This is a genomic window from Pseudoduganella rhizocola, assembly GCF_045984285.3.
Lineage (GTDB): Bacteria > Pseudomonadota > Gammaproteobacteria > Burkholderiales > Burkholderiaceae_D > Rugamonas.
Map to the genome: position 1 here is coordinate 131,627 of NZ_JBJQIK030000006.1, position 23,103 is coordinate 154,729.

A 23,103-nucleotide genomic window follows, 5' to 3' on the forward strand; every position below is an offset into this window, starting at 1 on the left:
TATGACCCACCCAATCCAATTCCCCGCCAACTTCCTGTGGGGCACCGCCACCTCGGCTTACCAGATCGAGGGTTCGCCGCTGGCCGATGGCGCCGGCCACAGCATCTGGACGCGCTTCTCCGCCACGCCGGGCAAGATCGCCAACGGCGATACCGGCGATATCGCCTGCGACCACTACCGCCGCTACAAGGAGGATGTGGCGCTGATGAAGCAGCTCGGCATGCAGGCCTACCGTTTCAGCACCTCGTGGAGCCGCATCCTGCCGCAGGGCAGGGGCGCCATCAACCAGAAGGGCCTGGATTTCTACGACCGCCTGGTGGACGAGCTGCTGGCGAACGGCATCGAACCCCTGCTCACCCTCTACCACTGGGACTTGCCCGCTGCGCTCGATGACCGTGGCGGCTGGCTCAATCCCGATATTGCGGAATGGTTCGCCGACTATGCGCGCATCATGTTCCGCAAATTCGATGGCCGTGTGAAGTCCTGGGCCACACTGAACGAACCGTGGGTGGTAACGGATGGCGGCTACCTGCATGGCCCGCTCGCACCCGGCCACCGCAACCTGTATGAAGCCCCGATCGCCAGCCACAACCTGCTGCGTGCCCACGGCCGCGCGGTGCAGGTCTACCGCGAAGAGGGCAAGCACCAGATCGGCCTGGTGGTGAACATCGAACCCAAGTACCCCGCTTCGAACAGCCAGCAGGATCTGGATGCCACCCGCCGCGCGGACGCCTACATGAACCGCCAGTACCTCGACCCGGTGTTCCACGGCCGCTATCCTGCGGAGATGAAGGAGATCTTCGACGATGCATGGCCGGACTGGCCGCAGGAAGACTTCGACCTGATTGGCCAGAAAGTCGACTTCATCGGCATCAACTACTACACCCGCAGCGTCTCGCGCCACGAAGAGACCAACTGGCCGCTGAAAGTGGTGCCGGTGCGCCAGGCGCAGGCCACGCACACCGAAACCGGCTGGGAAGTCTTCCCGCAGGGGCTGACGGATACGCTGGTGAACTTCAAGAAGCTGTATGGCGACACACCGGTCTACATCATGGAGAACGGTTCCGCTTTCTACGATCCTCCTTCGGCGGAGAACGGCCGCGTGCACGACCCGCTGCGGGTGGACTGCCTGCGCAAGAATATGGGCGCGCTGAGCGAGGCAATGCGGCAGGGCGTCGATGTGCGCGGCTATATGGCATGGTCGCTGCTGGATAACCTCGAATGGTCGCTCGGCTATGCCAAGCGCTTCGGCATCGTCCACGTCAATTTTGAAACGCAGGAGCGCACGCCGAAGGACAGCGCGCTGCTGTATGCGCAGATCGTGGCCAGCAATGGCGCGTGCCTGAACGATCCACAATAAGGACTGCGATGAACACCTTGAAGAATAATGTGCGCCTGCTCTCGAACGGCAAGCTGACGACGCTGGTGACAGAATCGGGCACCGGCTTCACACGCATGGGACAGCTTTCGCTGTCGCGCTGGAACGGCGACCGCAGCGAAGACGCGGAAGGATACTTCTTCTATCTGCGCGACACCGAAACGGATGAGGCCTGGTCGCTCGGCGCCCAGCCCTGCACGGGGCAGGGCGCCGCAGTTCAGCGCGCGTCCGGCGCGGGCGTGGCCAGCCTCTGGATGGAGGCTGTTGCGCACGGCATCATGGCCCATATGGAAGTGCTGGTGCATCCGCAGCAGGATATGGAGCTGCGCAGCATCGTGCTGGGCAACCGTTCGGACCGCGTCCGCACCATCGAGCTCACAAGCTACCTGGAAGTGGTGTTGAACCGGCAGGCCGACGAGGCATCGCATCCGGCATTTTCGAAGCTCTTTGTGCAGACCGAATGTGCGGATGGCGCGCTGCTGGCGCGCCGCCGCCCGCGCGGCGCCAACGAGAGCAGCGTATGGATGGTGCACGCCGCGCTGGGCGGCAGCCAGCCGCAGTTCGAAACCGACCGTACCCGCTTTGTGGGCCGCGGCCACACGCTGGCCGAACCGGTGGCCTTGCACCAGCCTCTGTCCGGCACGCACGGCAACGTGCTCGATCCGGCCATGAGCCTGCGCCGCACGGTGCAGATTGCGCCCGGGCAGCAGGTGCGCCTGCTGTTCATGCTGGGTGCTGCGGACAGCCGCGATGAAGCGCTCGCGCTGGCCTCCGCTCTGCCGGGGCTGGACGTCGGCGCGGTACTGGCACAGGCGGAGGCCGCGGAATCGGCCCTGCTGCAGCGCACGGCCTTGCCGGAGGCGGATGCCAACTATGCGCACCGGCTGGCTGGGGCGGTGCTGTATGGCGAGCCTGCAGTGCGTGCCGCGGCGCATACTGACGGCGCCTCGGCGGGCGCCAAGCTTTCTTCCCTCGGCCTTCCCGCCGGCCCGCTTGCGGTGGCCGAGGCCGGCGGCGCGGTGGTCGCGACGCTGGCGGCCATGCGGCGCTACTGGGAAGCCAAAGGCATGCCGCTTTCGCTGCTGGTGCTGGACCAGCAGGACGCGGCGATACAGCAGGAGGAACGCGTGCAGCTGCGCAAGCGTGCGGACTTCGCGCCGCAGGACATGGCACAGATCGAGCGCACGGCGGCGCTCGTCGTGCGCGGCGCCTTGCCTGCACTGGCGCCGGCGGCCCACGCTGCCACAGCCGTTCCGCGTGCGCGTGGGCAGGAAGCGCAGGCTCCGGCCCTGCCACGTCCGCCGCTGCGCCACTTCAACGGTTTCGGCGGCTTCTCGGAAGCCGGCGACGAATACGTCATCCGGCTGGACTGGGATGCGCAGGCGCGCGGCCTGCGCCGTCCCCCGCTGGCCTGGACCAATGCCATCTCCAACGAACGCTTCGGCTTCCTGAGCAGCGACAGCGGCGCGGGCTATACCTGGAGCCGCAACAGCCGCGTGCATCGCCTCACGCCCTGGTATAACGACCCGATCTCCGACCCGCACGGCGAGGCGCTCTACCTGCGCGACGAGGAAACGGGCGAGTACTGGTCGCCGCTGCCGGGCCCCGCGCCTGCGGCGGCCAGCTACGAGGCAGTACATGGTTTCGGCTACAGCCGCTACCTGCATGCCAGCCATGGCCTGCACCAGGAAACCGTGATGTTCGTGCCGCGCAACGATCCGGTGAAGATCGTGAAGCTGACGCTGAAGAATGAAGGCGCCGCGCCGCGCAGGCTGTCGCTGTTCGCCTTCCAGCGCCTGGTGCTTGGCGGCACGCCCGCCGAGACGGGCGCTTTCGTGAAGACCGAGTTCGCAGGCGGCACGCTGCTGGCCACTAACCCGCAAGCGGGAGACTTCGCCGACGGCGTGACCTTTGCCGCAGTCGCCGCACCCGCCGCACTGGCGCAATCGCACAGCGCCGACCGCGCCGCCTTCATCGGCCTGCATGGCAGCATGGCCCATCCCGCCGCACTGTCACAGCCTGCATTGGATGGACGCAGCGGCGCGGGCCTCGATCCCTGTGCCGCCTTCCAGACCGTGCACGAGCTGGCGCCCGGCGCAAAGCTGGACATCGTTGTGCTGCTGGGGGAAACGCAGGACCGCGCCGAGGCCCTTGCGCTGGCGGACCGCTACCGCGATGCAGGCGCAGTGCAGCAAGCCTATGATGAGATCACGTCCTTCTGGCGCGAAACGCTGGGCGCGGTGCAGGTGCAGACGCCGTCGCCGGCCATCGACCTGATGCTGAATGGCTGGCTGGGCTACCAGAACCTGAGCTGCCGCATCTGGGGCCGCTCGGCCTATTACCAGTCCGGCGGCGCCTTCGGTTTCCGCGACCAGCTCCAGGATTCGAGCGCCATGATCTACGCGCGGCCCGATCTCGCGCGCCAGCAGATCCGCCTGCACGCCGCACACCAGTTTGTGGAAGGCGATGTGCTGCACTGGTGGCATGTGGAACCGATGGAGCAGGGCCTGCGCACGCGCTTCTCGGATGACCTGTGCTGGCTGCCCTACATCACGGCCTTCTACGTGCGCAGCACCGGCGACTGGAGCGTGCTGGATGAGATGGAACCCTTCCTCACCGCGCCGCTGCTGGAAGAGGGGGAGGACGAGGTTTACCTGAAGCCTTCGCTATCAGGCCGGAGCGCGGACGTGTACGAACACTGCTGCCGCGCGCTGGACCGCTCGCTCACCAAGGGCGCGCATGGACTGCCGCTGATGGGCACCGGCGACTGGAACGACGGCATGAACCGCGTGGGCCGCGAGGGCCGTGGCGAGAGCGTGTGGATGGGCTTCTTCCTGACCCGTATCATCCGCGATTTCCTGCCCATCTGCGAGCGCCGTGGCGACCACGCGCGCATCAAGGCATACACCGATTACCTGGAACACCTGGCGCAGGCGCTGAACCATGAAGGCTGGGACGGCGCATGGTACCGCCGCGCCTTCTACGACAACGGCGCCGTCATCGGTTCCAAGGACAGCGATGAATGCCAGATCGATGCGCTGGCGCAGGCCTGGGCCATCATGTCCGAAGCTGCTCCGCCCGAGCGCGCGAAGCAGGCGCTGGATGCAATGGAACAGCGCCTGGTGTCGGACCGTGACGGTATCATCCGCCTGCTGACGCCGGCCTTCGTCAACACGCCGCACGATCCCGGCTACATCAAGGGTTATGTGGCGGGCGTGCGCGAGAACGGCGGCCAGTACACCCACGCCGCTTGCTGGGCCGTGCGCGCGATGGCCGAGGCAGGACGCCGCGGCCGCGCCGCGCAGCTGCTGGAGATGATCAGCCCTGTCAGCCATGCGCTCGATCCGCAGTCGGTGGCGGTCTACCAGGTGGAGCCCTATGTGATTGCCGCCGATATCTACGGCGAAGCGCCGCACGTGGGCCGTGGCGGATGGACCTGGTACACCGGCTCCTCCGGCTGGATGTTCCGTGTCGGCCTCGAATCGGTGCTCGGCTTCACGCTGGAAGGCGGCGACACCATCGCGCTGTCGCCGCGCATTCCGGACGGCTGGCCGGAATTCAGCATCCGCTACCGCCTGCCGGACGGCGGCAGCTATGTCATCACGGTGCGCAACCCTTCCGGCAAGGCGGCGCAGGTTGCGGCGCTCAGTGTGGATGGTGCATCGCTGGCGGTAGACGGCGGCATCGCGCGCATTCCGCTCAGGCGGGATGGCGGCGCGCATACCGTCGATGTGCTGATGGGGGCCTGAGAATGGCAGCACTGGAAATACGCGGTGTGCAGAAGCGCTTCGGCCAGCAGGCCATCCTGCACGGCATCGACCTCGATATCGCCGACGGCGAATTCGTGGTCTTTGTCGGCCCTTCGGGCTGCGGCAAGTCCACCCTGCTGCGCACCATCAGCGGGCTGGAAGAAGCCGATGGCGGCAGCATCGCCATCGGCGGGCGCGATATGCACAATGTGCCGCCCGCGAAGCGCGGTATTGCGATGGTGTTCCAGAGCTATGCCCTGTATCCGCACATGACGGTGTATGAGAACCTCGCTTTCGGGCTGAAGCTGGCGGGCACGCCCGCGCAGCAGATCCGCGAGAAAGTGATGCAGGCTGCCGCCAGCCTGCGCATCGAGGCGCTGCTGGAGCGCAAGCCGAAGGAACTCTCAGGCGGCCAGCGTCAGCGCGTGGCCATCGGCCGCGCCATCGTGCGCCGCCCGGACGTGTTCCTGTTCGATGAACCATTGTCCAATCTCGACGCGGCGCTGCGTGTGCAGATGCGCATAGAACTGAAGAACCTGCACCGCTCCCTCGGCAGCACCATGATCTACGTGACCCACGACCAGGTGGAAGCGATGACGCTGGCCGACCGCATCGTGGTGCTGCGCGGCGGGCGCATCGAGCAGGTGGGCCCGCCGCTGGAGCTGTACCAGCGCCCGGCGAACCGCTTCGTTGCTGGCTTCCTTGGTGCGCCTGCCATGAATTTCCTGTCCGGCCATACCGAAGGCGGACAGCTGCTGCTGCCCGATGGCAGCCGGCTTGCGATCGCCGCCGCGGCCCTGCTGCCGGCCGGCAGCGAAGCCACGGCCGGGCTGCGCCCGGAGCATGTGCAACTGGCGCGGGATCGCGCCGGCATTCCTGCTACCGTGCAGGCCACGGAACTGCTGGGGGATGCCAGCTACATCTACCTGAAGCTGGACGGCGGCGGCCAATGCATCGCGCGCGCCGAAGCAGACCACCGCTGGCAGCCGGGCGACCGCGCCGCGGTCGCGGCGGATGCGCAGCGCTGGCACCTGTTCGATGCGGAAGGGAAGGCGGTGCGGGACGCGCTAGAATAGGCGGATGCACATTGCCATCCGCCCCGCGCTGCCCGCCGACCTCACCAGCTTTTTCGCCTACCTCAACGAACACCTGAAGGATAACGGCAGGGACGGTCCGCTGTTCCAGCCCATGCCGCGCGCCTGCTCGCAGTTCCCGGTGGAGAAGCAGGCCAGCTTCCGCCATGGCCTGGTCACGCCGCTGGATGGTGCAGGTTGGCGCCGCCTCTGGCTGGCCATGGACGGTCAACGCATCGCCGGCCATGTGGACCTGCGCGCGCGGCCGGAAGCCGCCGCGCGCCACCGTATGCTGCTGGGTATGGGGGTGGACCGCGCCGCCCGCCGCTGCGGGCTTGGCATGCGGCTGCTGGAAACGGCGGCGCAATGGGCCAACGCGCAGCCGGGATTCGACTGGATCGACCTCGAAGTGCTGAGCGTGAACGAACCGGCACGTGCCCTCTACCGCAAATACGGCTTTGTGCAGACCGGGGAAATCGGCGACATGTTCCGTATCGACGGCGAAGGCCTGGGCTATACCTTCATGTCGCTGCGCCTGCACCGGCAAGCGGGCTGACGGAATCGGGTTTAGAATGGTTCTTTTGGCAAAGAACCTCAACGCAATGGCATACAAAACTATTGCCGACACAATCGGCAACACGCCGCTGGTGCAGCTGGTGCGCATTCCCGGTGCCGACGCGGCGGCCCGCAACAACATCATCCTCGGCAAGCTGGAAGGCGACAACCCGGCGGGATCGGTGAAGGACCGCGCCGCGATGTCCATGCTGCGCCGGGCCGAAGAGCGCGGCGACATCAAGCCGGGCGATACCCTGATCGAAGCAACCAGCGGCAACACCGGAATCGCGCTGGCGATGGCCGCCGCCATCCGCGGCTACAAGATGCTGCTGCTGATGCCGGAAAACCTCAGCGAGGAAAGGCGCCAGAGCATGGCCGCCTACGGCGCGCAGATCATCCTCACGCCGAAGACGGGCGGCATGGAATACGCGCGCGACCTGGCCGAGCAGATGCAGCGCGACGGCAAGGGCATTATCCTCGACCAGTTCGCCAACGGCGACAATCCGCGTGCCCACTACGAGACCACGGGGCCGGAAATCTGGCGCGACACCGGCGGCCGCATCACGCACTTTGTAAGCGCCATGGGCACCACCGGCACCATCATGGGCGTGTCGCAATACCTGAAGGAGCAGAATCCGGACGTGCGCATCATCGGGGCGCAGCCGGAGGAAGGTTCATCCATTCCCGGCATCCGCAAATGGCCGGAAGCCTATCTGCCGAAAATCTTCGACAAGGCGCGGGTGGACCAGGTGGAATATGTAAGTCAGGCTGCAGCGGAGCGCATGGCGCGCCGCATGGCAGCGGAGGAAGGCATCTTCTGCGGGATTTCGGCAGCAGGCGCCTGTGAGATTGCTTTGCGCATCTCGCAGACCGTGGAAAACGCAACCATCGTCTTCATCGTCTGCGACCGCGGGGACCGCTATCTTTCAACCGGGGTATTCCCGGCGTAATGCAAGCTGCTCTCTCTCCCCTGGAACAGGGGAGGGAACATTACCTCGCCAACAAAATCAGCTATTGTTGCTGTTATTGTTGTTATTTTGCGGGGTTTCGCCTTCTTTAGGCTTGAACTGCTTATCGCTGATGCGGAACTTGTTGCGGCGGTCGCCCATCAAGTAGCGCAGGTCGCGGATGCTCAGATCGCTCACCTCGTGCATGCGGATCAGCAGCGAGGCGCCAACCGGCAGGCGGTGGTGGCGGATCTTGCTGATGACCGGCGGCGCCACTTCCAAAGCGCGCGACAGGGCCGCATCGTTTTTCAGGCGCAGGTTTTCGATCAGAGTGTCCAGCAGGCGATTTGGGTTGTACTGCAGCAGATCATCGCCTTCCGAATCGCTGTTCATATCAATTCCGACTTGGTTTGTCATGATACGTCTGTTCCTTCTGTAAAGTTGGGTCCTGCAAAGTGAAACACTCGGAGCTCAACGCGAAAACCGGAGGCAACAAGTTTCATAATATATACACAATTGTACAACATCACGCAATCTCGTACTCACAAGCAACAAAAAATAATAAATTGCTTTGATTGCCGTTGTCTCACCGCAACATTGTGTGAGAATTCTACCTTAGTTTTTATGGTAAGGTATTGGCCCGAGCCTTGCCCGCGCTGCAAGATTAAGTATAAAGCAAATCCTGCCGGATGTTGCTACGGAAGATAGATTCCGTGCCAAGTGTTTCCCAAGCACATTATATTCTCCGCAGAAAGCGGACAAGTCGCTTTACGCTTCCTTACATCCTGATGGACTGCGTTACGGAGCACGCCGCGACAGCTTCACGGCCCGTCCCAGCTCCACCACCGACATGGCATAGAAGTAGCTGCGGTTGTATTGCGTGATGGTAAAGAAATTATTCGTCGCCACCCAGTATTCAGTCGGCTCCGAGCCGTTCTGCAAATCCACCAGGCCATACAACATTTCCGGTGGTAATGAAGATGTGGTGACGACACCGTCGGCAATCAAGTCGTCCGCGCGGAATTTTGCTTCCAGGCCCTGGTTGATGTATTTCTCCCAGGCGCGGCTGGGGGAGACGCGCGCCGTGTAGACCAGCGGACCGGGATCGTCCCGGCGCCAGCCGTGGCCCACCAGGAAGGCGGCCACGCTGCCGATCGCATCGCTGGCGGAATTGCGCAGGTCGATGCGGCCGTCGCCGTCGAAATCGACGGCATATTTCACGATGTTGCCTGGCATAAATTGCGGCATGCCGACCGCGCCCGCATAGGAACCCAGCAGGCTCAGGGGATCGATGCCGGTCTGGCGCGCATACAGCAGCGTGGATTCCAGCTCGCTGCGGAAGAAGGCCATGCGCGCGTCGCGGTTGGGCGCCAGCGGGTAGGCGAAGGCGAGCGTGGTCAGCGCATCCATGGTGCGGAACTTGCCGGTATCCACACCGTAGATGGTTTCCACGCCAATAATGCCGACGATGATTTCGGCCGGCACGCCATACAGCGATTCGGCGCGCGCCAGCGCATCCTGGTTCTCGTTCCAGAAGCGGACGCCGGCGTTGATACGGATGGGCTCGATGAAGCGGCTGCTGTAGGCTTGCCAGTTCTTCGGCTTGCCCGGCGGCGCCGGCTTCACCAGCTGCACGGCGGAGTCCACATAATTGACCTGGCGCAGCAGCGCCTCCAGCTCGGAACGCTGGAAGCCGTGCTTGCTTACCATCTCGTCCATGAACTGCTGCACTTCCTTCCATTGGCCGAAGTTGACGAACTCGCCCTTGGTGTCGATGGCGGGCGCCTTCTTCTTCACCGGCTTCTTCGCCTTCTTGGCGGACTTCTTCTGTGGAGCGGCTTCTGCTGCGGGCGGAAGCGCCAGCGAAGCGGCAAAGGCGCCGCACAGCATCAGGATGGAAAGGGTTTTGGACGTGAATCGCAAGGCAAATCTCATCGGGCTAAGGTTAGCAGGGTGGCCAGCCGCTGCGCTGACCGTGTTCTCTCATCGTCACTCAGGGCGCGGTACTTGAGCGCGCCGTAGAGGCTCAGAAACTCTTTCATTGCCGCTTTCTTCTCCGGCGGCAGGTCCAGTCCATCGATCCGGCCGGCCAGCGTATGCGGCCCCTCATCCGGCCGAGGCGCCAGGCCCAGCTTTTCCAGGTGCAGGCGCAGCGCATGCCAGGCGGCGTCCACCGGGTCGCGCCTGACCTGCGCGCGCAGCATGCGCCACAGCCAGGCCAGCGCCGCAAGTCCGGCCAGGCCTGCCGCCGTGCGCCAGTTACCGAAGCTGGAAGATAGTTCCTGAAGGAAATTTCTCTGTCTCTCGGCATTGTAATCGAGGATCCATTGGTTCCAGGCATTATTCAGCGCATAGACGTTGTATCGCAGTTGCGAAAGCCACGAATCGCGGTCATTTTGCAAATCCATCAGGCCGCCGAGGCCGAAAGGCGCCTGCTGCGGAATGGCGCGCGCCAGGTTGTTGCGCACCCGTTCCGGCGCCACGGCGGCCGTCGGGTCCACCCGCTGCCAGCCTCGCCCCGGCAGCCAGATTTCGGCCCAGGCGTGGGCGTCGGACTGGCGCACGGTAAGGAAGCCGTCAACCGGGTTCAGCTCGCCGCCCTGGTAGCCTGTCACCACGCGGGCGGGAATGCCTGCCGCGCGCATCAGCACCACAAAGGCGCCTGCATAGTGTTCGCAGAAGCCCTGCCGCGTCCCGAACAGGAATTCATCCACGCTGTCGCGGCCCAGCAGCGGCGGCTCCAGCGTGTAGACGTAGTTCTGGCTGCGGAACATCTGCAGGAAGCGGGATGCTATCGCGGCGCCGTCGCCTTCGGTCTCGCGCGCCGCGCGGCCCATCGCCACCGCGCGCGGATTGAGATTGCGCGGCAGCTGCAGCCATTTGCGCACATCATCCGGCTCGTCGCCCGCCTGCACGCGGTATTCGGGATAGCTGGCTGCCTCGTAGCGCACGCGCTCCTGCAGCGGGCGCATGGTCATGCTTTCCAGTTCATCGGTGGCGAACACGCGGTGGTTCGGTACCGTGAGGCTGGGCGCCGTCATCTCCAGCGTGAACAGGTAGCGCTGGCTGGTGGGCTCCATCGTGACCTGGTGGCGCACCGGTTCACCGCGCAGCTGGATGGTGAACTGGGCGGCATCCGCGCCGCGTGTGAACAGGGGGCGGCCCAGGCGCGACCAGGTGCGGCCGTCGTACTGGCTCAGCACAATGCCGCGCCAGTAAAGCAGTGGCTGGGCGGGCACCGGGTCTTCGAAACGCACGCGGAACGCCACCGCGCCCGATTGCGCCAGCGAGGACACGCTGCCGGGCGCCATGGTGTCCGAAATGCCGGTGCGGCCCATGCGCGCATCGCCCGGCAGTCCCCACAGCGGCCCCTGGATGCGGGGGAAGACCACGAACAGCAGGGCCGCGAGCGGCGAGGCAAGCAGGAATATCCTGAGCGCCGTGCGCAGGCGCTGCATCAGCGGCGGAACGGCGCCCGTGTACTGGAAGGTAATCTGCGCCGTCAGCAGCACGATAATGGTGAGCACCATGCTGACCGCCGTGAGGATGGTCTGCGAGTAGAAGAAGCTCGTGAGCATCAGGAAGAAGCTGAGGAAGCACACCACGTACAGGTCGCGCCGCGCGTGCATCTCCAGCAGCTTGAAGGCCAGCAGCAGCGTGAGCATGGCCACGCCGGGGTCGCGTCCCAGCACCGTGCCGTAGGAACGCCACACGCCGATCATGGCCGCGATGGCCACCGGCAGCAGCAGGGCAATCGGCGGCATGCGCTTGCCGCGCCAGGTAATGGTTGCACGCCACAGCAGCGTGACGCAGGCGGCGGCGCTGGTCCACAGCGGCAGGTGGGCGAAATGCGGCGCGATCACGAGCAGGGCCCCGGCCAGCAGCAGCAGGGTGTCGGCCTTGTCGCGCGTTATGTGCGAACCCACGCGCCGGCTGATGCGCTGGCCCAGTCCAGCGGCCTTCACGCCGCTTCCTTTCCATACAGGGCCAGCGCCTGCAGGCAGGCGGCCCTGTGCGCGTCGCCCAGTGCCGGCGGATAGCGGCGGCCATCGATGTGGAAGGCGTAGGGCAGGCCGCGCTGCTCGGCCTCCAGCACCCAGCGCGTCATGCGCGACAGGCGCAGCTCCAGGTCGAGGAAGGCAGGCAGCTCATTGAAGTCCAGCGACAGTTCGGCGGTGGCGCCGCCTTCGAAATGCTTGGTGACGAGCTGGCCGCCCAGCGCGGGATCGTGGCGCGCAATCTGGCGCCAGGCGAGATGGCGCATCGGATCGCCAGGCTGGTAGCTGCGGATGCCCGCGAAATTATCCAGCCCCACGGTGCCGTGGCCTTCTTCGCTGGCGGCGCCAGTGGTGGGCAGCGGCGGCGCGTCCTGTTCGGGGTAGGGGTAGACGATGGCTTTCAGCTCCGGCTGCCAGTAGCTCCAGGCGCCGAACAGGCCAAGCGGAAAGCGCGTGGTGAGGCGCACGCGCGGCGCCGCGCTCCAGCCGCGCTCCGTGGTGGGCGCCGAGAGCTGGACGGTGGCATCGCTGCCGGCGGCAACATCGGTCACGGTCACGGGCTCGCCATCGCGATGGAAACCGAGCCAGATGGCGAAGCGGTCGCGCGAAGTGGGGTTATGCAGGCGCAGCACGAACTGCGCGCTTTCACCTGCAAATACAGGCTGGGCGCGCAGCGCCGCGAGGCGCAGCAGGGCGAGGTTGCGGGCGGTCAGCACCATGTCGGCAATGGCGCAGGCGCCGGTGAAGAAGGTCAGCGCGTAGCCCAGGCCCAGGTTGTAGTTGACGGCGCCGATCAGCATGATGAGCAGCAGGCCGACGAAGGCCATACCGGCTTTTGTAGGCAGGATGAACACGCGCCGCATCGTCAGCACCACTTCGCCGGGTTCGCTGTCCTTCAGCTGGAACAGCCAGCGGCTGGTGAAGCGTTTTGCGGCAGCAAGCATGTCAGACCGGGATCGACTTCTGCAGCTGCAGCACCAGGTCGCGGCTGGCGAGCGCTACGCCCTGCGAGGACTTCACGGGCCGCAGGCGGTGCGCGCATACCGGCACCAGCACGGCCTGCACGTCTTCCGGAATCACATGGTCGCGGCCCTCCAGCGCGGCCCAGGCGCGTGCCGCCTGCATCAGGGCCAGTCCGGCGCGCGGGCTCAGCCCTTCGGCGAAGGAGCCGTTCTGGCGCGTGGCCTGCACCAGCGCGTGCACATAGTCCACCAGCGAGGCGGAGGTGTGGATCTGGCGCAGGCCGCGCTGCGCTTCGGCCAGTTCGGCCCCCGTCATCACGGCGGGCAGCGCCTTGAGCATGCTGCGGCGGTCTTCGCCCATCAGCAGCGCGCGCTCGGCGGCGGCATCCGGGTAGCCGAGCGACAGGCACATCAGGAAGCGGTCCAGCTGGGACTCCGGCAGCGGGAAGGTGCCGATCTGGTGGGTCGGGTTCTGGGTGGCGATCACGAAGAAGGGTTCCGGCAGCGGGCGCGTGACGCCGTCCGCCGAAATCTGGCGTTCTTCCATCGCCTCCAGCAGGCCTGACTGGGTCTTGGGCGTGCCGCGGTTGATTTCATCGGCCAGCAGCACCTGGGTGAAGATCGGGCCGGGGTGGAACATGAAGCCGTTCTTTTCGCGCTCGTAGATCGAGATGCCTGCCACGTCGGCGGGCAGCAGGTCGCTGGTGAACTGGATGCGGTTGAACTGCAGGCCGAGCGAAATTGCCAGCGCGTGCGACAGCGTGGTCTTGCCAACGCCCGGCACGTCTTCCACCAGCAGGTGGCCTCCGGCCAGCAGGCAGGTGAGGGCCTGGCGGATCTGCAAATCCTTGCCCACAATGATGCCGCCAACCTGGTTCGCGACCGCGTGCAGTTTTGTAAACATGGCTCTTTATAGTAGATTACCGTTTGGGGATTCTACCCCGCGAAACGATTGATGCGGTACAGAAACGAGCGACATGAGCACAGCTATTTACAGCCATCCCGATTGCCAGCGCCACGAAATGGGCGAATGGCACCCCGAGTCGCCCGCGCGGCTGCTGGCCATCGCCGATCAGCTGATCAATTCCCATATTGACGATTTCATCGAGCACCGCGAAGCGCCGCTGGCCGATGTGGCTTCGATCGCGCGCAACCACAGCGCCAACGCGATTGCCATCGTGCGCGACAACCAGCCGCACGAAGGCGAGGACTACTATCCCATCGATGGCGATACCTCGCTCAATGCCCATACCTGGCGTGCCGCCCTGCGCGCCGCCGGCGCCGCGGTGGCGGCAACCGATGCCGTGATCGATGGCGAGATTGCGAATGCCTTCTGCTCCGTACGTCCGCCCGGCCACCATGCGCGGCCGTCGGCGCCGATGGGCTTCTGCATGTTCAACAACGTGGCCATCGCGGCCCGCCATGCGCTGGACGTGCGCGGCCTGGAGCGCGTGGCGGTGGTGGACTTCGACGTCCATCACGGCAATGGCACGGAAGAAGCGTTCAGGGACGAAAAGCGGGTGCTGATGGCGAGCTTTTTCCAGCATCCCTTCTATCCCTACTGCGATCCGCTGCCGATAACGCCGAATCGCGTGAATGTGCCGCTGCCCGCGCACAGCAAGGGCGACGTGGTGCGCCAGCTGGTGCTGGAGCGCTGGCTGCCCGCCCTGAATGCCTTCAAGCCGCAGATGATCTTCATTTCAGCCGGCTTCGACGCGCACCGCGAGGATGACCTGGGCGGCATGGGCCTGGTGGAAGCGGATTACGCGTGGATGACGGAAAAGCTGATGGAGGTGGCGCGCCAGCATGCGAAGGGCCGCATCGTGAGCTGCCTGGAAGGCGGCTACAACCTCTCGGCGCTGGGCCGCAGCGTGGTGGCCCACATCAAGGCTTTGGCTGAGATTTGAGGCGAAAAGCGGTAAAATAGCGGGTTTTTCATCCGATTCAGAAGGCAAGAGCATGGCAATCCAATGGTTTCCGGGGCATATGGCCGCCGCCAAAAAGAAGGCGGCCGAGCAGATGGCGGACGTCGATGTGGTCATCGAAGTCGTCGATGCGCGCCTGCCCGAGGCCAGCTGCAATCCCATCGTGGAGGAGCTGCGCAAGTTCCGCTCCAAGCCTTGCCTGAAGATCCTGAACAAGGTGGACCTGGCCGATCCCGCAGCCACTGCAGCATGGGTCAAGTACTTCGAGCAGGACAAGGACGTTACCGCCTACGCGATGACGACCAAGAAACCGGCGGACGTGGCCAAGGTGATCGACAAGGCGCGTGCGCTGGCGCCGCATCGCGGCGTGCCCACCAAGCCGCTGCGCCTGATGATCATGGGGATTCCCAACGTCGGCAAGTCCACGCTGATGAACGCGCTGCTGAAGCGCCGCGTGGCGAAAGTGGGCGACGAGCCGGCCGTTACCAAGACCCAGCAGAAGATCTACCTCGACCGCGACACGGCCCTGATCGACACGCCGGGCATGCTGTGGCCGAAGATCGCCATGCCGAGCGACGGGCTGGCGCTGGCCGCCAGCCACGCCATCGGCGCCAATGCGCTGATCGAGGAAGAGGTGGCCGAATGGCTGGCCGATGAATTGCTGAAGCACTATCCGGCGCTGCTGAAGGCGCGCTATGGCCTGAAGGTGGAAGAGCTGGACGGCATCGGCATCATCGAAGGCATTGCGGCAAAGCGCGGCTACCGCATTCGCGGCGGCGATTTCGACTTCGAGAAAGCCTCCCACATGCTGCTGCAGGACTACCGCAGCGGCGCCCTGGGCCGCATCTCGCTGGAGACGCCGGAAACGCGCGCCGCCGCGCTGGCAGAGCACGAGGAAGCAGAGCGCGTGAAGGCGGAAGCGGCAGCCGCCAGGGCTGCCGAGAAAGAGGCTGAACGCATGAAAGGCAAGCGCGGCACCTAAGCCGCCGCGGCCTCGCCGAAGCGGAAGCTCGATACCGAGAGTCCGCCGAAGAAGGCATCCTCATGATAGACCGTGGTGGAGGCCTCCTGCTCCGCCGCCCCCACTACCACCATCAGCGGCAGCAGGTGCTCTTCGCGCGGATGCGCGGCGCGCGCTGCCGGCGCCTGCTCCCATTCGACCAGCCTTTGCGTGCGCTCCTGCGGCGGCAGCGCCATCGTTTCGCGCAGCCATGCATCGAACAGGCGGGAGGCCTCCGCACCCGCCCCATTGAACTGGCGCAGGTTGTGATAACTCAGTCCACTGCCCACAACCAGCACGCCCTCATCGCGCAGCGGCTTGAGCGCGCGGCCCACGGCAAGGTGCGTGGCGGGATCGAGTCCGCGCTTCAGCGACAGCTGCACGATGGGTACATCGGCTTCCGGGAACACCGGATACATGGCGCTGAAGGTGCCGTGGTCGAAACCGCGCTCGTGGTCGAGCAGGGCGGTATGGCCCGCGTCTTCGAGCAAATCCTGCACGCGCTGGGCCAGCTGCGGCGAGCCGGGAGCGCCATAGCGGATCTCATAGGTATGGGGCGGAAAGCCGCCGTAGTCGTAAATCATGGGCGGCTGCGGGCTGGCCGAAACCATGAACTCGCGGCCTTCCCAGTGCGCGGTGATCACCAGCACGGCTTTCGGCTTGCCGGCGATCTGGCGCGGGATATCGCGCAGCGAGGCATCCAGCGCATCGTAGGCGCTGCCGAAAGCATCGCGCATCCACGGCCATGGACCGCCGCCGTGCGAAAGGAAATAAACAGGTAGTGCGGACATTGCGGGCTCCGTAATCAGGTTGATTCCAATATACGGCCGCCCGCCAGCTCAATCAATGGGCGGAATGGTGATGCAGCATTCAGCCTTTATGAACGATGCCCGCCAGCGAGACCAGGGCGAACAGGCGCGCCGTGCGCATCCAGCCGACGATCAGCGCAATCAGCTGGGTGATCAACAACGCGGCCAGGAAGCCGGGCAGGCCCACGCGCGGGATATTGATGCGGCCCAGGCCCAGCAGGGCCGCCAGCAGAACGCCGGCCAGCGTCAGCGCCAGGTAGATGCCCAGCATGGCGCCCGGACGGCGGCGCAGCAGCAGCAGGCCGCGCCACCAGCCCTTGACGGCGGAAGTGCGGCGGCGGTCGATCGCCAGCGTGGCGCGTCCCGCATCCAGCGTGGCATTCGCGAACAGCAGCAGCGCCGCCGTCAGTACGGTCGAAGCGAGCAACCAGGGGCGCGCATCGCCATAAGTAATGGCCTGCGCCGCATGCTCGCCTGCCATGTCGGCCACCTGCCCACCCACGGCTGCGGCCACGCCCAGGGGCACGATGGCCCACAGCAGCATGCGGAACATGCGCGGATATTCCGCCATGCCCCCGGCGAACAGCAGCTTGAACGGCGCCGGGCCATCATGGCGGGCCGCAGTCACGATCACGCCGCTGAGGAAAGGCGAGAGCAGCAGCGTCAGCACGACGGCGGCGACAGCTGTCGATTGCAGCGCCACTGCATTGAGGCGGAAGGCATTGAAGATGTCGAACAGCGCTGCCAGATCCAGTTCCTGCGCCAGGGCGGGGGCGTGCACGGAATGGTCCAGCGTCGCGGACAGCGTGGACCATACCGGCATGGCGACGATCAGCGTCGGCAGCAGCGTGCAGGCCAGCCAGATCAGCATGAGGCGCCACTGCAGGGCGGAGCGGGCCGCGCCCGAAATAGTTTTGGTCAGCTTCATACGGTGGCAATCAGTGCGATCAGGGTTTGGACGAATGCAGCGAAGTCGAAGGTCCAGCGGCGGGTGGCCCTGCTGTCTGCTTTCAGCGTGCGGCTGTCGTCAAGCTTGCTGGTGTCCAGCAGGTGCTTGCGCTCGGGATCCAGTTCCGCCGACACGGCTTTCACTGGCTTGATCCACTCGAAGCGCTTCCAGCGTTCCTCGCCGTTCCACTGCACGGTTTCCTTGCTGCCATCGGCGAACTTCACCACCAGCCTCTGCGGCACGGCCACGCCGCGGCGGCGCAGGATGACTTCGGTGCGGAAGGGGAAGGGACCGGTACCCTCCCTGGCATCGGGATGGGCTTTATCCCACTTCTCGCGGATCTCGTCTTCCTGCTCGCTCGTTTTCGCCGCCGTGAGTTCCACACGCTTGCCCTTGTCGATGATGTAGCCGGGCTGCGGCAGCTGTTCCTCGCTGCTGAAGGAGGAAATGCGGTCATCCACCTTGTTCACCGCATACACCTGCTGTGCAAAGACCGTTTCCACCAGCTGGCGCTGTCCGGTAACGTCGGCAAGGGTTTCGCGCAGGTCCGCCACGCTGGGGTGGCGGAACTTCCAGCGCCGGTAGTATTCCTTGAAGGCGCGCTCCATCGCTTCCTTGCCGACCTGCGCTTCCAGGTCGCGCATCACGGTGGCGGTGCGGGAATAGGCCGGGCCGATGCCCTGCAGCCTGCCGTAGGCGTTTTCACCGACCGGATCGGCCGGATTTTCCAGCACCGCGCCGGCACGCTCGGCATGGAACACGTCAAACGCCGGGGCAAAGCCGATGCGCTTCAGGAGGGCGGTGGTGGCGTCGATCTTGCGGCCGCCGTCGCGCAGCATGCGCTGGTTCCAGTATTCGTTGAGGCCTTCGTCCAGCATGGGTTCCTCGAACTCATTGCTGGCAAGGATGCCGTAGAAATAGCCATGGCCGAATTCGTGGATGGTGACAAAGTCCAGGTCCATCGCGTTGAAGGTGCCCGGCGTTACGTCCTCATAGCTGTCGGCCGTGAAGAAGGTCGGGTACTCCATGCCCGCCGCCTCGCGCGCATTATGCGGCGGGATCACGACGGTCAGGGTCTTGTAGGGATAGGGGCCGAGCGTATTCGAGAAATAGCTCAGCGAATCCTTGGCCGCTTTCATCGCAGGCGCGGCATTGTGCCGGTACTCCGGCGGGAACAGCACGGTGACGGTGACTTTGGGGCTGCCCGGGCCGGTCCAGGTATCCACCAGCGGCTCGGCGGTGCGCTTGTCCGCGGTCCAGGCGAAATCGTGCACGTCGCCCTGCACGAAATGGTGGGTGAGCATGCCGTCCTTCTCGACCGGGGAGCCCTGCGGCTCGCCGGTGGCGCCTACCTTGTAGGCCTTGGGGACGGTGAGCTTCACGTCATAGTTGCCGAAGTCTGCATAGAACTCGGATTCGGCGTGGAACTCATGCGCGTTCCAGCGCGTTTGGGTTGCGCCGCGCTCGCCCGGCAGTTCCAGCACCGCCATCTTCGGGAACCACTGTGCCACGAGGTGGAAGCTGCCGAAATAGCCGGTGCGGGCGAGCACGCGCGGCAGCTTGTCGAAGAAGCGGATATCCAGCGTGGTGCTGGCGCCCGGTTCCACATACTCCGGCAGCTCCAGCTTCACCACGGTCTGGTCGGTGGCGGGCCCGCCGTCCGGCTGCACGAAGGACCAGTTCACGGCGGCGCCGTTCTGCTGCACGCTGCGCAGTTCGATATACCCCCATTCTCCATCCTTGGCGAGGGCGTCCGAGCGGACCGCATTGCCGGTGTTGCGCTGTTCGGTGAAGAAGGTGCTGTTCGCGTTCTGGAAGGCGTTCAGGTACAGGTGCATATAGACCACGCGCACCGGCTGGCTGCTGCGGTTGCGCCAGGTGAGCTTCTGCTTGCCGTCGATGGTGTGCTTGTCCGGATCGAGCGTGGCTTCGATCTGGTAGTCCACCACGCGGTCGGACAGGGTGGCTTCATTGCCGGTGCGTTCCCCGCCCCAGGCTCCGGGCGCGCTCGGCGTGCGCACGGCGGCGGCGTTGGCCGGCGCCAGGGGAATGCCGGTATCGGTGGTCGGCGTGGGCACGGCAACCACCAGCGCCCCCTGTGCAAATAAGGTGGACTGCATGGCCAGCGCGGCCAGCATGGCGGCGGCAGGCAGCACTTTCATCAATCGGTTCAGCGGCATGGCTATCCTATGGACAGAACAACAACGCCGCAATATAACACCGCATGCCAAATTGGCAAAAAACGTCTTGTGCAGCGCCGCAATTAAGGACGCCTTAATCCCGGCTGAGCAAAAGGTGGTAATCTGCCCGCGTCCGTTATCGATACAAAGGGAAGAACATGCGTTTCATGCGATACCTGCTTGCTGTTTCAGCACTGATGGCATTTACCACCGGGGCCCGGGCGGCCGATCCGAAAGAAGGCGTTGAATACCAGCGCCTGTCCGCGCCGCAGCGCACCGAGGCGCCCGGCAAAAAGGTCGAGGTACTTGAGTTCTTCATGTACACCTGCCCGCATTGCCACTCGCTGGATCCGCAGCTGCATGAGTGGGTAAAGAAACAGGGCGACAAGATCAGCTTCCGCCGGGTTCACTTCCCGCAGGGCGGCAGCGATCCGCTGGCGCACGCCTACATCACGCTGGAGGCGATGAACCAGGTGGATGCCGTGCACAGCAAGATTTTCCAGGCCATCCACGTCAACCGTTCGCGCATCTACCGCGACGAGAAAGAGCTGAATGCCTTCATCGTTGCAAACGGCGTGGACAAGGCGAAATATGATCAGTACTTTAATTCTTTCGCCGTACAGACTAAACTTAAGCGGTCGGCGCAAGTGGTGGCCGCGTACAAGGTCGATTCCGCGCCAACGATCGTGATCGACGGCCGCTACGTGACCTCGCCAACGCTAGCCGGCAAACCGGGCCAGTCGGAAACTGCTTCGCAGGCAGCCACGCTGGCGGTGATGGATTATCTGGTCAACAAGGCCGCAGCCGAGAAGAAGTGAAACGATGAGCGAACGTGAAGAAGGTGCAATGAAGATGTACAGCCAGCTGGAGCCGGACGAGAGCCGGCTGTTCAGCACGAGCAACATCAATCATCTCGCCTGGTGCCTGGTGGTTGCACTGGCCGCGTTCGCGCTGTGGCTGATGGTGGCGCTCATCAATGCCGAGAACCAGCGCAATGCGCTGATGACGAAGCAGTGCCAGGACCGCGTGTTCAAGGAAGAGGTGGACCGCAGCTGCATGCTGACCGTGCGTTCGCGCGAGCACTGGTGGCAGCATCTCAGCTATGCGCTGACAAACCTCAGCCCCCAGAAATGAACAAAGCCCGCTTCGCAGCGGGCTTTGTTTTTTAGCCGACCATCAGTTTGACCTGCTTCAGGTCGACGCTGTTCGGCCCGGCATGGATGGTGAAACTGCCCGGCTCCACCACGCGCACCATGTCGGCATTGAAGAACTGCAGGTCGGCAGGGCGGATGTCGAAGCTCAGCGTACGTTTTTCGCCCGGCTGCAGCGTGACGCGGCGGAAGGCTTTCAGCTCCAGCACGGGGCGCGTGACCGAGCTGATATCGTCGCGGATATAGATCTGCACCACTTCGTCGCCGGCCAGCGCGCCGGTATTCATCACATCGACCTGCAGCTGCGTCGATTCGCCCACCTTGATGGCAGCCTTGCTCAGGCGCGGCGCCGAAATATCGAAGCGGGTATAGCTCAGGCCATAGCCGAAGGGGTAGAGCGGTTTGGTACTGCCATCGATATAGCCGCGCCGTGCCGATGGCTTGTGGTTGTAGAACACCGGTAGCTGGCCGACATTGCGGGCAATGGAGACCGGCAGCTTGCCGCCGGGGTTCGCGCGGCCGAACAGGATATCGGCTGCGGCGTGGCCCGTTTCCTGGCCCATATACCAGCCTTCCACCAGCGCATCGGCGCGCTCCGCCAGCAGGTTGGCCGACAGCGGACGGCCGTTCAGCAGGAACACGACGGTTGGCTTGCCGAGGTCGAAGATGGCTTTGGCGAGGTCGTTCTGCTGGCCCATCAGGTCCAGGCTGTTGCGGTCGCCCAGGTGATTGTCGGACCAGGCTTCGCGGCTGGTCTGCTCGTTATCGCCCAGCACCATGATAATGGTGTCGGCCGATTTCGCTGCCTGCACCGCCTCCGCGATCAGGCGCGCATTCACTTCCGGCGGCGTGAACTTGATCTCGTCCTTGCCCCAGATACGTTCTTCGGTGATGCGCACGCCTTCCGAATACTGCAGCTCGAAGCCCTGTGCCTTCGCTTCCGCCTGCAGGCCTTCGTAAATCGAGACGACATGGCGCGGAATGTCGGAATAGCCGCCGATAGGGCAGTCCCTGGCGTGGGTGCCGAGCAGCAGCACCTTGCCGACCTTCTTGCCGTCCAGCGGCAGCAGGCCCTTGTCGTTCTTCAGCAGCACCACGCTGCGGCGCGCCGCCTCGCGCGCCAGCGCCACGGCATCCGGCGTGGCGGTGAGCTGGTCGGCCAGCTTTGCGTCCACATAGGGGTTCTCGAACAGGCCCGCCAGGAACTTCAGTTCCAGGATGCGGCGCACAACGGTATCGATTTCGGTTTCGCTGATGCGCTTTGCCGTCACCAGCTCTTTCAGCTTGCGATAACCGAAACCGTCCGGCGTTTCGATATCCACGCCTGCCTTGAAGGCACGGTAAGCCGCTTCCTTCGCATCCGGCACCAGCTTGTGGCGGGAAATCAGTTCCTTGATGCCGAGGTAGTCCGACACGGTGATGCCCTTGAAGCCCCATTCCTCGCGCACCACCTTGTGCAGCAGCCAGCGGTTGGCATGCGAGGGCAGGCCGCCGATTTCGTTATACGAGGGCATGATGGCGGCAACCGGCGTTTCCTTCACCAGCCGCTCGAACGGCGGGAAGAAATCTTCGCGCAAGGTACGCTCGCTGATTTCCGCAGGGCCGGTATTGGTGCCGCTTTCAGGCTGGCCGTGTCCGGTCATATGCTTCAGCGTGGCCAGCACCTTGTCTTTCGCGAGCTGCCGCGATTCGCCGGAGAAGCCCAATACCGCAGCCTTGCCCATTTCGCCGCACAGGTAGGGGTCTTCGCCGAAGGTTTCTTCGATACGGCCCCAGCGCGGTTCGCGCGCCACGTCCACCACGGGCGCCAGCGCGAGGTTGGCGCCGCGCGCACGCATTTCGCGCGCCGCCACGCTGAAAATCCGGCGCGCCAGCTCAGGATCGAAGGAGGATGCGAGGCCGATCGCCTGCGGGAAGGAAGTTGCATCGCGCGCAGCGTAGCCGTGCAGCGCTTCCTCATGCATGAACATGGGGATTCCCAGGCGGGTCTGCTCCATGGCCCACTTCTGGGCCGCATTGACGTAGTTGGCCGTCTCCAGCGCATTGCGGTTGCGGCGTTCGCCGCTGTCGCCGGCGCCGCCGGCTGCCGCCTTGCCCTGGCGGTCCGAGGGACGCGCCAGCATGCCGAGGCCGTGCGGATAAACGCTGGCGGCTTTCGCAGCGGAGAACTCGCCCACATCGTCCTCGATATTGCGCTTTTCCTGCCACACGCAGTCCAGCTGGGCGATCTTCTCGTCCAGCGTCATGCGGCGCAGCAGGTCCTCCACCCGCTTCGGGATGGGGGCGGAGGCGTCCTTGTAGACGGCTTTCGGCGCCGCGAGGGCGATCGGTGGCATGGCGGCCAGACCGGCGAGGCCCGTCACCGAGGACAGGAACTGCCTGCGCTTATTGCTCATTGCTGCTGTCTCCTTGTGTTTTTATAAGGTA

The 23,103-nt window shown here is 64.8% G+C and carries 18 protein-coding genes; 9 read left to right on the plus strand and 9 right to left on the minus strand.

The window, feature by feature from the left end:
* The first annotated feature begins 1 nt into the window (after position 1).
* Genes ACJRPG_RS15200 through cysM form a run of 5 tightly spaced genes read left to right on the plus strand, consistent with a single transcriptional unit; the run spans position 2 to position 7,705 of the window.
* On the plus strand, positions 2-1,360 hold the full coding sequence (locus tag ACJRPG_RS15200) for a GH1 family beta-glucosidase (protein WP_408000932.1): 1,359 nt from the start codon (positions 2-4) through the stop codon (positions 1,358-1,360).
* A gap of 8 nt (positions 1,361-1,368) precedes the next feature.
* Complete coding sequence (locus ACJRPG_RS15205; protein ID WP_408000933.1) at positions 1,369-5,127, plus strand: GH36-type glycosyl hydrolase domain-containing protein; 3,759 nt, start codon at positions 1,369-1,371, stop codon at positions 5,125-5,127.
* A gap of 2 nt (positions 5,128-5,129) precedes the next feature.
* Positions 5,130-6,203, plus strand: coding sequence for an ABC transporter ATP-binding protein (locus tag ACJRPG_RS15210; protein WP_408000934.1), 1,074 nt, complete (start codon positions 5,130-5,132; stop codon positions 6,201-6,203).
* A 4-nt stretch (positions 6,204-6,207) separates the two neighbouring features.
* Complete coding sequence (locus tag ACJRPG_RS15215) at positions 6,208-6,756, plus strand: GNAT family N-acetyltransferase (protein WP_408000935.1); 549 nt, start codon at positions 6,208-6,210, stop codon at positions 6,754-6,756.
* A 46-nt stretch (positions 6,757-6,802) separates the two neighbouring features.
* Positions 6,803-7,705 (plus strand): cysteine synthase CysM, encoded by a 903-nt coding sequence (gene cysM / locus ACJRPG_RS15220; RefSeq protein ID WP_408000936.1) that lies wholly within the window; start codon positions 6,803-6,805, stop codon positions 7,703-7,705.
* 57 nt (positions 7,706-7,762) lie between these two features.
* On the opposite strand, the gene ACJRPG_RS15225 is transcribed toward cysM, so the two are convergent.
* The 5 genes from ACJRPG_RS15225 to ACJRPG_RS15245 all read right to left on the minus strand — a co-directional run bounded on the left by ACJRPG_RS15225 (position 7,763) and on the right by ACJRPG_RS15245 (position 13,566).
* A complete protein-coding gene (locus ACJRPG_RS15225) occupies positions 7,763-8,095 on the minus strand; it encodes a hypothetical protein (RefSeq protein WP_408000937.1) in 333 nt (110 codons plus the stop codon).
* Positions 8,096-8,500: 405 nt separating this feature from the next.
* Positions 8,501-9,592, minus strand: a complete 1,092-nt coding sequence (mltB, locus tag ACJRPG_RS15230) for a lytic murein transglycosylase B (protein WP_408001089.1) — start codon at positions 9,590-9,592, stop codon at positions 8,501-8,503.
* Positions 9,593-9,633: 41 nt separating this feature from the next.
* Positions 9,634-11,667, minus strand: coding sequence for a transglutaminase TgpA family protein (locus ACJRPG_RS15235; RefSeq protein ID WP_408000938.1), 2,034 nt, complete (start codon positions 11,665-11,667; stop codon positions 9,634-9,636).
* Positions 11,664-12,644: a DUF58 domain-containing protein gene (locus ACJRPG_RS15240; RefSeq protein WP_408000939.1), complete on the minus strand. Its 981-nt coding sequence runs from the start codon at positions 12,642-12,644 to the stop codon at positions 11,664-11,666. Before ACJRPG_RS15240 ends, ACJRPG_RS15235 begins: the two co-directional genes overlap by 4 nt.
* 1 nt (position 12,645) lies before the next feature.
* Complete coding sequence (locus tag ACJRPG_RS15245; protein ID WP_408000940.1) at positions 12,646-13,566, minus strand: AAA family ATPase; 921 nt, start codon at positions 13,564-13,566, stop codon at positions 12,646-12,648.
* Between the two features lie 73 nt (positions 13,567-13,639).
* Between ACJRPG_RS15245 and ACJRPG_RS15250 the strand changes: the two genes are divergently transcribed.
* Both ACJRPG_RS15250 and ylqF read left to right on the plus strand, forming a co-directional pair.
* The gene (locus tag ACJRPG_RS15250; protein ID WP_408000941.1) at positions 13,640-14,569 is read left to right on the plus strand and encodes a histone deacetylase family protein; all 930 of its coding nucleotides are present in this window, start codon (positions 13,640-13,642) and stop codon (positions 14,567-14,569) included.
* 52 nt (positions 14,570-14,621) lie between these two features.
* Positions 14,622-15,569, plus strand: a complete 948-nt coding sequence (gene ylqF, locus ACJRPG_RS15255) for a ribosome biogenesis GTPase YlqF (protein WP_408000942.1) — start codon at positions 14,622-14,624, stop codon at positions 15,567-15,569.
* Here ylqF and ACJRPG_RS15260 read toward each other — a convergent pair.
* From ACJRPG_RS15260 to ACJRPG_RS15270, 3 genes are all read right to left on the minus strand, one after another.
* A complete protein-coding gene (locus ACJRPG_RS15260; RefSeq protein ID WP_408000943.1) occupies positions 15,566-16,378 on the minus strand; it encodes a DODA-type extradiol aromatic ring-opening family dioxygenase in 813 nt (270 codons plus the stop codon). The two genes, ylqF and ACJRPG_RS15260, sit on opposite strands and share 4 nt — an antisense overlap.
* 79 nt (positions 16,379-16,457) lie before the next feature.
* Entirely contained in the window at positions 16,458-17,324 is an 867-nt protein-coding gene (locus ACJRPG_RS15265) for a hypothetical protein (protein WP_408000944.1), read from the minus strand.
* On the minus strand, positions 17,321-19,525 hold the full coding sequence (locus ACJRPG_RS15270; protein ID WP_408000945.1) for a M1 family metallopeptidase: 2,205 nt from the start codon (positions 19,523-19,525) through the stop codon (positions 17,321-17,323). The genes ACJRPG_RS15265 and ACJRPG_RS15270 overlap by 4 nt, the downstream gene beginning before the upstream one ends.
* Before the next feature lie 197 nt (positions 19,526-19,722).
* Between ACJRPG_RS15270 and ACJRPG_RS15275 the strand changes: the two genes are divergently transcribed.
* The gene (locus tag ACJRPG_RS15275; protein ID WP_408000946.1) at positions 19,723-20,343 is read left to right on the plus strand and encodes a thiol:disulfide interchange protein DsbA/DsbL; all 621 of its coding nucleotides are present in this window, start codon (positions 19,723-19,725) and stop codon (positions 20,341-20,343) included.
* Positions 20,344-20,347: 4 nt separating this feature from the next.
* Complete coding sequence (locus ACJRPG_RS15280; RefSeq protein WP_408000947.1) at positions 20,348-20,659, plus strand: hypothetical protein; 312 nt, start codon at positions 20,348-20,350, stop codon at positions 20,657-20,659.
* 31 nt (positions 20,660-20,690) lie between these two features.
* Here the strand turns inward: ACJRPG_RS15280 and ACJRPG_RS15285 are convergent, their stop codons facing one another.
* On the minus strand, positions 20,691-23,072 hold the full coding sequence (locus ACJRPG_RS15285; RefSeq protein WP_408000948.1) for a glycoside hydrolase family 3 N-terminal domain-containing protein: 2,382 nt from the start codon (positions 23,070-23,072) through the stop codon (positions 20,691-20,693).
* Between the last annotated feature and the right edge of the window lie 31 nt (positions 23,073-23,103).

Coding starts and splice junctions, on each gene's coding strand:
- ACJRPG_RS15275 (WP_408000946.1), top strand. CDS start 19,723: ATGGCATTTACCACCGGGGCCCGGGCGGCCGATCCGAAAGAAGGCGTT.
- ACJRPG_RS15215 (WP_408000935.1), top strand. CDS start 6,208: ATGCACATTGCCATCCGCCCCGCGCTGCCCGCCGACCTCACCAGCTTT.
- ACJRPG_RS15200 (WP_408000932.1), top strand. CDS start 2: ATGACCCACCCAATCCAATTCCCCGCCAACTTCCTGTGGGGCACCGCC.
- ACJRPG_RS15225 (WP_408000937.1), bottom strand. CDS start 8,095: ATGAACAGCGATTCGGAAGGCGATGATCTGCTGCAGTACAACCCAAAT.
- ACJRPG_RS15245 (WP_408000940.1), bottom strand. CDS start 13,566: ATGTTTACAAAACTGCACGCGGTCGCGAACCAGGTTGGCGGCATCATT.
- ACJRPG_RS15240 (WP_408000939.1), bottom strand. CDS start 12,644: ATGCTTGCTGCCGCAAAACGCTTCACCAGCCGCTGGCTGTTCCAGCTG.
- ACJRPG_RS15265 (WP_408000944.1), bottom strand. CDS start 17,324: ATGAAGCTGACCAAAACTATTTCGGGCGCGGCCCGCTCCGCCCTGCAG.
- ACJRPG_RS15285 (WP_408000948.1), bottom strand. CDS start 23,072: ATGAGCAATAAGCGCAGGCAGTTCCTGTCCTCGGTGACGGGCCTCGCC.
- ACJRPG_RS15210 (WP_408000934.1), top strand. CDS start 5,130: ATGGCAGCACTGGAAATACGCGGTGTGCAGAAGCGCTTCGGCCAGCAG.
- ACJRPG_RS15270 (WP_408000945.1), bottom strand. CDS start 19,525: ATGCCGCTGAACCGATTGATGAAAGTGCTGCCTGCCGCCGCCATGCTG.
- ACJRPG_RS15280 (WP_408000947.1), top strand. CDS start 20,348: ATGAGCGAACGTGAAGAAGGTGCAATGAAGATGTACAGCCAGCTGGAG.
- mltB (WP_408001089.1), bottom strand. CDS start 9,592: ATGCTGTGCGGCGCCTTTGCCGCTTCGCTGGCGCTTCCGCCCGCAGCA.
- ACJRPG_RS15260 (WP_408000943.1), bottom strand. CDS start 16,378: ATGTCCGCACTACCTGTTTATTTCCTTTCGCACGGCGGCGGTCCATGG.
- ylqF (WP_408000942.1), top strand. CDS start 14,622: ATGGCAATCCAATGGTTTCCGGGGCATATGGCCGCCGCCAAAAAGAAG.
- cysM (WP_408000936.1), top strand. CDS start 6,803: ATGGCATACAAAACTATTGCCGACACAATCGGCAACACGCCGCTGGTG.
- ACJRPG_RS15205 (WP_408000933.1), top strand. CDS start 1,369: ATGAACACCTTGAAGAATAATGTGCGCCTGCTCTCGAACGGCAAGCTG.
- ACJRPG_RS15250 (WP_408000941.1), top strand. CDS start 13,640: ATGAGCACAGCTATTTACAGCCATCCCGATTGCCAGCGCCACGAAATG.